A 12582-nucleotide genomic window follows, 5' to 3' on the forward strand; every position below is an offset into this window, starting at 1 on the left:
ATATAAAAAAATCATAAAATAAATATATAATTAAATTATCTATATTAAACATAATATTTTTATTTAAAAAATAAAATATATTCAAACAATTCATTAAAAAAAATAATATGAAAAAAAATATGTGTTTTACAACTAAAATAAAAAAAAAAACATTACAAAGAAGCAAAATACTCTATTTAATAAAAAAATATAAAACTCCAATGTGGATATATGATGCAGATATTATTGTAAAACAAATAAAAAAACTAAAAAAATTTGATATTATTCGTTTTGCACAAAAATCTTGTTCAAATATACATATTTTAAAATTAATGAAAAGTTATAATATAAAAGTTGATGCAGTTTCATTAGGAGAAATACAAAGAGCTTTTATTGCTGGGTTTAAATCAAAAAATCATGATATTGTTTTTACATCTGATATTATAGAAAATAAAGTTTTAAAAGTAGTTATAAAAAATAATATCCCTGTTAATGCAGGATCAATTGATATGTTAAAAAAAATTGGAAAAAAATCTCCAAAACATCCAGTTTGGATTAGAATTAATCCTAAATTTGGAGATGGACATCATATTAAAACAAATACAGGGGGGGAAAACAGTAAACATGGAATTTGGAATACTGATGAAGCATTATCAGTTATTAAAAAATATGATCTAAATCTAATTGGTCTACATATCCATATTGGATCAGGAATAAATGAAAAAAATTTATATCATATTTGTAATTCTATGAAAAAATATGCAATTAAAATAAATAAAAAAATAAAATTTATATCTGCTGGAGGAGGTCTGAATATACCTTATAGATCTAAAGATAAAGAAATCAATATTAATAATTATTTTAAAAAATGGAATGAAACTAAAAAAATAATTTCTTCTGCATTAAACTGTTCAGTTAAATTAGAAATTGAACCAGGTCGTTTTCTTGTTGGACAATCTGGTATTTTAGTTACTAAAGTATATTCAGTAAAAAAAATGGGAAAAAATATTTTTGTAATCTTAAATTCAGGATTTAATGATTTAATGCGACCTATTTTATATGGTAGTTACCATAAAATTTCAGTATTACATAGAAATAAAAAAAATACAAAAAACCATACTATAATTAAAAGTATTATTGCAGGACCCTTATGTGAATCAGGGGATGTATTTACTTTAAAAAAAACAGGATTAATTTTTCATAGAAAAATTCCTAAAGTCTATCCTGGAGATTATATCATAATACATGATACTGGAGCATATGGTGCATCTATGTCATCTAATTATAATAGTAGACCATTAATTCCTGAAATATTATATAGAAAAAATAAGTTTAAATTAATTAGAAGACGACAAAAAATAGAAGAAATGTTAGAGTTAGAAACTTCAATATAATTAATGTATTGATAAAAAATAAATATATATTGTATATATATTATTTATACAATATGTATTGTAAAATAAAATTATTTATTTTCATTTAAACTAAAAATATATTTTTTAAATAAATATATTTTAAAAAATAAAAATATTACTTATGAATAAAAAAAAAGATAAAAAAAAAATATATATTAAAACATGGGGGTGTCAAATGAATGAACATGATTCTTCCATAATAAAAAATATATTAAGTAAAGAAAAAAAATATACTTTTGTAAGTCAACCAGAAATATCTGATATTTTAATTCTAAATACATGTTCAATTAGAGAAAAAGCACAAGAAAAATTATTTCATCAATTAGGAAGATGGAAAAAATTAAAACAAAAAAATTCTAATATTATAATTGCTATAGGTGGATGTGTAGCTACTCAAGAAGGTGAGAATATCTATAAACGAGCAAAATTTATTAATGTAATTTTTGGAACTCAAAGTTTACATAAATTACCTCAATTAATACATCAAGCTTATTCTAATAAGAATTTGATTATTGATATAAAAGGAAAATCATTAAAAAAATTTGATTATTCACCTTTAAAACAAACAAAAAAAAAATTTACTTCATTTGTTACTATCATGGAAGGATGCAATAAATATTGCTCTTTTTGTATTGTTCCATATACTAGAGGAAAAGAAATTAGTAGAAATAATAAAGAGATTATATTAGAAATAAAGAAACTTACTGAAATAGGTGTGAAAGAAATAATCTTATTAGGACAAAATGTTAATTCATATTATATAAATAATAAATTTAATAAAAAAAAATATAATTTTTCAGATTTATTATATTCTATATCAGAAATTCCTGAAATTAATAGAATTAGATATATTACAAGTCATCCAATGGATTTTAGTGATGATATTATTGAATCATATAAATATATACCTCAATTAACAAATTTTCTGCATTTACCTGTACAAAGCGGCTCAAATAAAATTTTGCGATTAATGAAAAGAGGTTATACTGTAGAAATATATGAAAATATAATAAATAAATTAAAATATATACGACCTAAAATAAGTATTAGTTCTGATTTTATTATTGGATTTCCGGGGGAAACTCAAAAAGATTTTGAAAAAACACTAAATTTTATTTCAAAAATTAACTTTGATACCAGTTATAGTTTTATTTATTCTAAAAGACCAGGAACTAGAGCTGCTAAATTAGCGGATAATACTTCAATAGAAGAAAAAAAAAATCGACTTTATATCTTGCAAAAAAAAATCAATCAACAATCATTTCAATGGAGAAGAAGAATGTTGGGTACTATTCAGGAAGTATTAGTAGAAGGAATTGCGAAAAATAATATCCAAGAATTATATGGTAGAACGGAAAATAATAGAATTATTAATTTTGAAGGAAACCCTAAGTGTATTGGAACTTTTGTAAAATTAAAAGTAATAGATATTAACTATAATACATATTTAAAAGGGATAATTAAATAAAAAAAATATTTATTATTAAAGAAACTTTCATTGTTTATAAATAAAACAATAAGCATTAAAAAAAATAATTATATGAAAATATATATCCAAAAAGCATGTAAAAAAAATATTTTTTTTCCAAAAAAAAAATATTTTTTATTATGGTTAAAAGAAATTTTTAAAAACAAAAAAATAGAAATTACTATTAGGTTAGTAAATATAAAAGAAATAAAATTTCTTAATAAAAAATATAGAAATGAAAATATACCTACTAATGTTTTATCTTTTAAGTCAACTATATATCTAAGTATAAAAAAAAATTTTTTATTTTATATAGGAGATATAATTTTATGCGCTCCATATATTAACAAAGAAGCTAGAACTTTAAAAAAAAATGTATTAGAACATTGGGCTCATATGTCTATTCATTCAGCATTACATTTAATAAATTATAAACATGATACTCAACAGAATAGAAAAAAAATGGAAAAAATTGAAAAAAAAATAATGATGAAATTAGGTTTTAATAATCCATATCACATTCATAATTAATTAAAATTAAAATAAAAAATACTTTATATATAAAATATAAAAATTCTAAAAAAAAATATAAAATATATAATAAATATCTTAATTATATTTATTAAAAAAAAATAATTTAATAATTTTATTATTAAAATATATAAAATATTTTATATAAAAAATCTATATAAATTTTTTTTTATAAAAAATATATACAAAGAGAATTATTAATAGGAAAAATTATGAAAAGTAATGAATATAATCCTAAAAAAATTGAATTATTTGTTCAAGATTATTGGTATAAAAAAAAAATATTTTCTGTTAAAGAAAATAAAGACAAAGAAAAATTCTATTGTTTACCTATGATCCCCTATCCTTCTGGGAAATTACATATGGGCCATGTAAGAAACTATACAATTAGTGATGTTATTGCTCGTTATCAAAGAATGCTAGGAAAAAATGTATTACATCCTATTGGATGGGATGCTTTTGGATTACCTGCTGAAGAAACTGCAATAAAAAACAAAATTTCTCCTAAAAAATGGACATTTCATAATATTTCTATAATGAAAAAACAATTACAATCATTGGGATTTAGTTATGATTGGAATAGAGAAATTACAACATGTAAACCAGAATACTACAAATGGGAACAATCTTTTTTTATAAAACTATTTAAAAAAAATCTAGTATATAAAAAAAAAACTTTAGTTAATTGGTGTGAATTTGATAAAACAGTACTAGCAAATGAACAAGCTCAAAATGGAGTATGTTGGAGATGCGGTTCAAAAATTAAATTAAAAAAAATATCACAATGGTTTATTAAAATTAAAAAATATGCAAATATTTTATTAAAAGATTTAAAATTATTAGATAAATGGCCTAAAGAAGTAATTTCAATGCAAAAAAACTGGATAGGAAAATCAAAAGGTATTCAAATAAAATGTAAAGTGTATAATATAAATTATTTTTTAAAAATATATACTACAAAACCCGAAACTATAATGGGTATAACATTTTTTGCAATATCAATACATCATCCATTAATTAATATATTTCTTAAAAATAATGTCAAAATAAATCAATTTTTAAGAAATAACCCAGATATCATAAATACTAATTTTCAAAATGAAAATAATTTAATTGGTATTAATACAAATTTATTTATATTACATCCTTTAACTCAAGAAAAAATACCCTTATGGATAACTAATTATGTAAAACATGATTATGCTTCCGGAGCAATTATGGCTGTTCCTTGTAACAGTAAAATAGATCATTTGTTTGCTAAATTAAATAATATACCTATTAAATTAATATTTTCTAATTCTACTAATAATAATAAAGAAAAATATTTAATTAATAGTTTAGAATTTAATGGATTAACTATATTACAAGCACGTAACGCTATTTTCAATTTTCTAATATCTAGAAAAATAGCAAAATCATGTACATATTACAAAATAAAAGATTGGTGTATTTCTAGACAAAGATATTGGGGTGCGCCAATACCCATGATAACTAATCATAAAAATAAAATAGTTCCAGTAGAAGAAAAAAAATTACCGGTTATTTTACCTAATTATATATATCAAGATAATAAATCAACATCATTACTATCCTATAAAAATTGGTTAAAAATTAAAATATCTGGAAAAAATGCAACTAGAGAAACTGATACTTTTGATACATTCATGGAATCTTCATGGTATTATGCAAGATATACTAATCCTAAATTTAAAAAAGATATTTTAGATTCAAAAGCAACAAAATATTGGTTACCGGTAGATCAATATGTTGGTGGAATTGAACATGCTGTTATGCACTTAATATATTTTCGTTTTTTTCATAAATTATTATATGATTTTGGATATGTAAATTCGAAAGAACCAGTAAAACAATTAATTTGCCAGGGAATGGTAATAATTGATTCATTTTATACCTATAATAAAGACGGAAGTAAAAAATGGTTATCACACTCTAAATTAAATATTACTCGTGATATTTATGGAAAAATCATTAAAGTTTCAAAAAAAAATTGTTTAAATAAAGTTATCTATGCTGGAAAAATAAAGATGTCAAAATCAAAAAATAATGGTATAGATCCGGACAAAATTATAAAAAAATATGGTTCTGATACATTGCGTTTATTTTTGATGTTTGCTGCTCCAATAAATACATCATTAGAATGGAATTCTACTAGTATTATCGGAATGTATAGATTTTTAAAGAAAATATGGAATTTTGTTCATACAGTTAATTTAAACAAAACAAAAAATATATCTAAAAAATATAGTTATAATCAGGAAAAAATAAAATACAATTTAAACAAAACAATTATTAATGTTACTAATGATATTGATAAAAAAACTTCATACAATACTGCTATAGCTCATATAATAAAATTCCTTAACTATATTATAAAGATGTATAGCAAAAAGAAAATAGATGAAAAAAACCTAAAAATATCTTTAGAAGCTATTATAAAAATGTTATATCCTTTTACACCACATATTTGTTTTATATTATGGAGAAAAATAAAAAATAAAAAAAATAATATTGATACAGAGAGCTGGCCAAAACCTACTAATAAATTAATTATACAAGATACTTATACTCTAATAATTCAAATTAATGGAAAAAAAAGAAATTTCATAAAAATAAAAAATAATTTATCAAAAAAAGAAATTATTGAATTAATTTTAATTAAAAAAGAAATAAAAAAATATTTTCATAATATGGTTATTAAAAAAACAATTTTTATACCATATAAAATTATTAATTTTGTTGTATTAAAAAAAAATTCAATATAATTTAATTACTTTTTACTAAAAAGATAATCTATGTTTACAGATACTATAAATTTAAAAAATTATATTAATAAAAAAAAAATATTTACATACATTATTTTAGAATCTGAATATATTTTCATAAAAAAAAATAAAAATATTATTTTAAATAATATAAAAAAAAAATATAACATTATAAAAAAAGAGTTAATTATAAATAATAATAATGATTGGAATCATATTTTTGAAAGATTTAAAAAACAAGATTTATTTAAAAAAAAAAAAATTTTTAGTATAACTATTTATGATTCAATTATGTCTGTTAATCTACAAAATAAAATGAAGAAAATAGAATTTTACTCTCAAAATAATATTATAAAAATATTTTGTTTTCCAAACTTATATTATAATTTTCTATGTAAAAAATTTTTTTATAGTTATTTAAAAAATATTGGTGTAATAATAAACAACTCTTTATCTTATATAAATAATATAAAATATTGGATTAATGATACTATAAAAAAAAGAAACAATTCTATGAATTTAGAAGCAAAAAATTTTTTTTTAAAAAATATCTATATAAATAAACAATATTTTATAAATTTATTAAAAAATATAATTTTATTATACCCTAATATTCTTATTACAAAAAAAATGATATATAAATATTATAAAAAAAATCAAATATTAAATTATAATGATTGGATTAAATCAATTATTTATAATAAAAAAGAAAAATCAATTCAAATATTAAAAATTCTAAAAAAACAAAAATATGATTTTGTAATATTAATCCATGCATATAAAGAATTAATATACATGATTTTATATAAACAAAATTTAGAAAATAAATTTATTAATGTTAATAAAAAAAATAAAATAAATTCAATTTTATTAAATTATTTAATAAAAAAAAATTCTATTAATATAATTCAATTAGCATTAAAAATACTAAAGAAAATAGAAGCATGTATTCAAAAAAATCAAATAAAAGATATCTGGATGCACTTAAAAACACTATCAATTATTTTTAATTAAAATTAAATATTTAATAAAAATACTTATATAAGAGAAAAATATGATGATATATATCCTAAATTTATCAGGATTAAGATGTCCTGATGTAGTACTAACATTAAGAAAAAAAATCAGAAAAACAAAAAAAAGAGGGAAAATTCTAATCATAACCAATGACAAATTTAGTAATAAAGATATCATTTTCTTTTGTCGATTTATGAAACATAAATTATTATCTAGTTCACTAAAATATATTCCATATCAACATCTTATAAAAATTAAAAAAAAATATTAAAATTATTTAATAAAAATAAATTTCATTAAATATTTATTAATATATTTAAAATACGACGTAATGGTTCTGCGGCACCCCATAATAATTGATCTCCTATAGAAAAAGCAGATAAATATTTTTTTCCTATATTCATTTTTTTTATTCTTCCTATTGGAATATTTAAAGTACTTGAAACTTTTAAAGGATTTAATTGATTTATTGTAGAATCAAAATCATTTTTAATAACTTTAACCCATTTATTATGAGAAATAATTAATGATTCAATTTCTTTTATCGAAATATCACAATTTAATTTAATAGTAAAAGCTTGGCTGTGACACCGTAAAGAAGGAACTCGAACGCATACTCCATCAATAGGAATATTTTTTTTAGAATCTAAAATTTTATTTGTTTCTACTGAACCTTTCCATTCTTCTTTTGTTTGTCCGTTATCCATTAATTTATCAATCCAAGGAATTAAATTTCCTAGTAATGGAGATTTTATTTTTTTTTCAGAAAAATTTATTCTATTTAAAGAATAGGTAAATATTTTTTCTATTTCTAGAATAGATTTTTTTGAAGAAACTAAATAACTAGATATATTTTTATAAACAAATCCTATCTGTTCCAACAACTCTAACATTGATTTAGATCCACTACCTGAAACAGATTGATACGTAGAAACAGAAATCCAATCAACAAGTTTATGAGAAAATAAACCACCTAAAGCCATTAACATTAGACTAACAGTACAATTTCCACCTACAAAAGTCTTAATTCCTTTATTGATACCTGATTGTATAGAACTTAAATTAACAGGATCTAATACAATAATTGATTTTTTATTCATCCTTAAAAAAGAAGATGCATCAATCCAATAACCTTGCCAACCAAAATTCTTTAATTTTGAATAAATATATCGTGTATATTTTTCTCCTTGACATGAAACAATAATATCTAATGTAACTAAATAATCAATATTATATGCATCTTCTAAGTTAGAGGAAACACAATTTAATACTTTTGGAGACTTACCATTAATCTGAGATGTAGTAAAAAAAACTGATCGAAAATTAAAAAAATCATTTTTTTTCTTTAAACGATCTAATAAAACTGATCCAACCATACCTCTCCAACCAATAAAGCCAACTAACTTTTTCATAAATCCTCTTTATATGTTAAAAATTATACTTTATTTATTATAAATATAATTTTTTATATAAAAATATAATTTTTATATTTTTAATAAAAATTAATATAACTATTAATTATCTATAAAAGATATTTATTGTAAATTTTTATTTAAAATTATTAAAATAATACTTATTATACTATATAAGTAATTTATTTGTTATAAAATTAAAAAAAACTAATATTTTTTATTAAAAATAAATATATGATAATAAAATCATATTTCATATAATTTTAATATCGTATATTAATATATATATTTAAATTTATTTATTAATATACATTAATAATATTATAAATATAATTAATACAAAATATTATATTTAAAATTTATATTGTAGTAAAATATTGAATATATAATATAATTATTATTATAATTAAAAAATTCTATTATAAATAAAATATGTTTTTATACAAAGTATAAAATTAACTGTTAACATAAAAATACTAGTATAATATTAAATATATTTTTAAATACTAATTTAAGGAAAAAAAAATGATACATATGAAAGATATTGATTTAGAAAATAAAAGAGTATTTATTAGATTAGATTTAAATGTTCCAATAAATAATAAAAAAATAATATCTAGTGAACGTATTGATCGTTCTATTCCAACTATTAAATTAGCATTAAAAAAAAACGCAAAAATTATACTAGCCTCCCATTTAGGAAGACCTAAAGAAGGTGAATATAAAAAAAAGTTTTCTTTATTTCCAGTATTTGAATATTTAAAGAAAAAATTACCAGAAACAAAAATAATATTTTCTAAAAACTATTTACAAGGTATTAAAATAAAATCTAATGAAATTGTTATGTTAGAAAATGTAAGATTTAACTATGGAGAAACTAAGAATAATATAAATCTATCTAAAAAATATTCTAGTTTATGTGATATTTTTGTTATGGATGCTTTCGCAACAGCACATCGAATAGAATCTTCAACATATGGTATTTGTGACTTTGTAAAAAAAGCATGTATTGGTCCATTATTATATTCAGAAATAAAAATATTAAAAAGTATATTTAATAAACCATTACATCCTATAGTTACAATAGTAGGTGGAGCGAAAGTATCAACAAAGTTTAAATTATTAAATACATTACTAAAAATTACAGATACTATGTTAGTAGGAGGAGGAATTGCAAATACATTTATCTCTACGCATTACTCTATAGGTAAATCTCTCTATGAAAAAAGTTTTCAAGAAAAAGCAAAAAAATTATGTGAAACTAATAAAATAGTATTACCTGTTGATTCTCGTGTTGGTACATCATATTCTATAAAATCAAAATCAAAAATAAAATTATTATCAAATATATTATCAAATGAAGAAATATTAGATATAGGAGATAAAACAATAGAACATTATAAAAAAATAATAAAAAAAGCAAAAATGATAATTTGGAATGGACCTATGGGTGTTTTTGAATTTCCAAATTTCAGAAAAGGAACAGAAGAAATAGCTAAATCTATTGCAAATAGTTCTTCTTTTTCTATCGCCGGGGGAGGTGATACTATAGCTGTAATTGAGTTATTTAATTTAAAAAATAAAATTTCTTATATTTCTACAGGAGGAGGGTCTTTCCTAAAATTTATAGAAAATAAAACATTACCAATTCTTGATAAATTAAAAAATTTTAAAATTACTACATAAAAATAATTTACAAATATTTAATGAAATATTTATATATTTATCAAATAGGAAAAAATACCATGTATAAGATTTTAGATATTATTAAACCTGGTGTATTAAATTCTGACGAAACAAAAATTATATTTTCTTTAGCTAAAAAAAATAAATTTGCTATACCTGCTATAAATTGTATTAGTACAGATTCAATAAATAGTGCTTTAGAAGCAGCTTCAAAAGAAAGATCTCCGATAATTATACAATTTTCTTACGGAGGATCAGAATTTATGAGCGGTTTAGGTTTACAAAAAAAAGGACATAGAAATGCAATAATAGGATCAATATCAGGAGCAAAACATGTTCATTTAATATCAAAATATTATAATGTTCCAGTTATATTACACACTGATCATTGTGATTTTAATCATTTACCATGGATTAATGGATTATTGAAAGAAGGAGGGAAATTTTTTAAACGATATGGTCGTCCTTTATTCTCATCTCATATGATAGATTTATCAAAAGAAAATATTCAAAAAAATATCCATATTTCATCTGAATACTTAAAAAAATTAACTTATTTAAATATGATTCTAGAAATGGAATTAGGTTGTACAGGAGGAGAAGAAGACGGAATAGATAATACAAATATCAACAAAAAATTATTATATACTGATACAAAAGATATTCATTTTGCTTTTAATAAATTGAATAAAATTAGTGATAATTTTATTATTGCTGCATCATTTGGAAATATTCATGGAGTATATAAACCAGGAAAAATACAATTAAAACCTTCAATATTAAAAAAAGCGCAAAAATATATAAGTTTAGTTAATAAACTACCCAAAAATCCTTTAAATTTTGTTTTCCATGGCGGATCAGGAACAGATATATCAGATATTAAAAAATCTATTAATTATGGAGTTGTTAAATTCAATATTGATACAGACATACAATGGAATTATTGGAAAGGTGTATTAGATTTTTACTTAAATAACAAAAAACACTTAAAAAGTCAGCTAGGAACTAAAGTTGGTGAGAGCGAACCAAATAAAAAATATTATGATCCTAGAGTGTGGTTAAGAAATGCACAAAAATATTCTATAAAATATTTAAAAAAAATTTTTACTATACTAAATTCACATAATAAATTATAAGTATTCTAAATATATATTTTTATTATAAAAAAATTATGATTATTATACATCGTTTTTATAATTTAAAATAATAAATATTAATATTACTTATATTGGTTAAATATATATATATTTAACTATATAAATAATTTTAAAATTAATTAAATTAATAAATTATTTTTTATTACTATCATTAAATAAAAATATTTATTTTCAATAATCTATAAAAAATAGAAAATGTGCAAAAAAATTTTTGTCATAAAAAAAATAATAGAAAAATTACATATAATAGATTATGTTAATAATATAGGTTTTTGTTTTTTATGGGGTAAACAAACACTTCTATCTTATCTAATTAATTTGTTTTTTGCTATTATTGTAATAACTATTGGTTTTTTTATTAGTCAGTTATTTGCAAGTATAGCTAAAAAATTATTATCTTTACGTCATATAGATAATACAATTTCTGGTTTTTTATCTACTTTAGCTCGATATATTGTAATCACATTTACATTTATTATAGCTTTGGGGCAAATAGGAGTACAAACAAATTCAATAATTACTATTCTGGGAACTGCTGGAATGGCAGTAGGATTAGCACTACAAGGATCATTATCTAATTTTGCAGCCGGTGTACTGTTAGTTTTATTAAGACCTTTAAGAACAAATGAATATGTTAATTTAGGTAATGCTGCTGGAACTGTATTAAACATACATATATTTTATACAACATTGAAAACATTAGATGGAAAAATTATTGTTATTCCTAATGGAAAAATTGTTGCTGGTAATATTATAAATTATTCGCGTGAACCAATACGTAGAAATCAATTTGTTATTAATGTCGCATATGATTCTGATGTAGATTTAGTAATTTCAGTATTACAAAATGTTCTTGATAATGAAGAACGTGTTTTAAAACATCCAGGTAATTTCATTGGATTAAATGAATTTTCACCTTCATCATTAAAATTTGTTGTAAAATGCTGGTGTCATACTAAAGAACTAAATGTAGTCTACTCAGACTTAATGTTAAAATTTAAAAAAGCATTAGATGAACATAATATTACTATACCTTACCCAAAAATGGATATTTATTTATACAAAAAAATATATAAAATATTAAAAAGAAATAAAAAAAAATAGAAAGAAAGAAAAAATAATATATAATCAAAA

At 20.0% G+C, this 12582-nt stretch carries 10 protein-coding genes; 9 read left to right on the forward strand and 1 reads right to left on the reverse strand.

Going from position 1 to position 12582, the window contains the following annotated elements; genetic code table 11:
• Positions 1 to 119 precede the first annotated feature (119 nt).
• The 6 genes from lysA to BUCICURV3402_RS01450 all read left to right on the forward strand — a co-directional run bounded on the left by lysA (position 120) and on the right by BUCICURV3402_RS01450 (position 7464).
• A complete protein-coding gene (gene lysA, locus BUCICURV3402_RS01425; protein ID WP_154029324.1) occupies positions 120 to 1373 on the forward strand; it encodes a diaminopimelate decarboxylase in 1254 nt (417 codons plus the stop codon).
• A gap of 142 nt (positions 1374 to 1515) precedes the next feature.
• Positions 1516 to 2862: a tRNA (N6-isopentenyl adenosine(37)-C2)-methylthiotransferase MiaB gene (gene miaB / locus BUCICURV3402_RS01430; protein WP_154029325.1), complete on the forward strand. Its 1347-nt coding sequence runs from the start codon at positions 1516 to 1518 to the stop codon at positions 2860 to 2862.
• A 72-nt stretch (positions 2863 to 2934) separates the two neighbouring features.
• Entirely contained in the window at positions 2935 to 3393 is a 459-nt protein-coding gene (gene ybeY, locus BUCICURV3402_RS01435) for an rRNA maturation RNase YbeY (protein ID WP_154029326.1), read from the forward strand.
• Positions 3394 to 3605: 212 nt separating this feature from the next.
• Positions 3606 to 6176, forward strand: a complete 2571-nt coding sequence (gene leuS / locus BUCICURV3402_RS01440) for a leucine--tRNA ligase (protein ID WP_154029327.1) — start codon at positions 3606 to 3608, stop codon at positions 6174 to 6176.
• Positions 6177 to 6206: 30 nt separating this feature from the next.
• Complete coding sequence (locus BUCICURV3402_RS01445) at positions 6207 to 7190, forward strand: hypothetical protein (protein ID WP_154029328.1); 984 nt, start codon at positions 6207 to 6209, stop codon at positions 7188 to 7190.
• A gap of 40 nt (positions 7191 to 7230) precedes the next feature.
• On the forward strand, positions 7231 to 7464 hold the full coding sequence (locus BUCICURV3402_RS01450; protein WP_232036850.1) for a sulfurtransferase TusA family protein: 234 nt from the start codon (positions 7231 to 7233) through the stop codon (positions 7462 to 7464).
• A 25-nt stretch (positions 7465 to 7489) separates the two neighbouring features.
• Here BUCICURV3402_RS01450 and asd read toward each other — a convergent pair whose 3' ends face one another.
• Positions 7490 to 8605, reverse strand: coding sequence for an aspartate-semialdehyde dehydrogenase (asd, locus tag BUCICURV3402_RS01455; RefSeq protein ID WP_154029329.1), 1116 nt, complete (start codon positions 8603 to 8605; stop codon positions 7490 to 7492).
• A gap of 525 nt (positions 8606 to 9130) precedes the next feature.
• On the opposite strand from asd, the gene BUCICURV3402_RS01460 reads away from it, so the two are divergent.
• The 3 genes from BUCICURV3402_RS01460 to mscS all read left to right on the forward strand — a co-directional run bounded on the left by BUCICURV3402_RS01460 (position 9131) and on the right by mscS (position 12552).
• Entirely contained in the window at positions 9131 to 10291 is a 1161-nt protein-coding gene (locus BUCICURV3402_RS01460) for a phosphoglycerate kinase (protein ID WP_154029330.1), read from the forward strand.
• Between the two features lie 59 nt (positions 10292 to 10350).
• Complete coding sequence (fbaA, locus tag BUCICURV3402_RS01465; protein ID WP_154029331.1) at positions 10351 to 11427, forward strand: class II fructose-bisphosphate aldolase; 1077 nt, start codon at positions 10351 to 10353, stop codon at positions 11425 to 11427.
• Between the two features lie 249 nt (positions 11428 to 11676).
• Positions 11677 to 12552 carry a small-conductance mechanosensitive channel MscS gene (gene mscS / locus BUCICURV3402_RS01470; RefSeq protein WP_172598552.1) on the forward strand — a complete coding sequence of 292 codons (876 nt, stop codon included), beginning with the start codon at positions 11677 to 11679 and terminating at the stop codon, positions 12550 to 12552.
• Positions 12553 to 12582 lie beyond the last annotated feature (30 nt).

It is taken from the genome of Buchnera aphidicola (Cinara curvipes) (assembly GCF_900698915.1).
GTDB lineage: Bacteria > Pseudomonadota > Gammaproteobacteria > Enterobacterales > Enterobacteriaceae > Buchnera_F > Buchnera_F aphidicola_AY.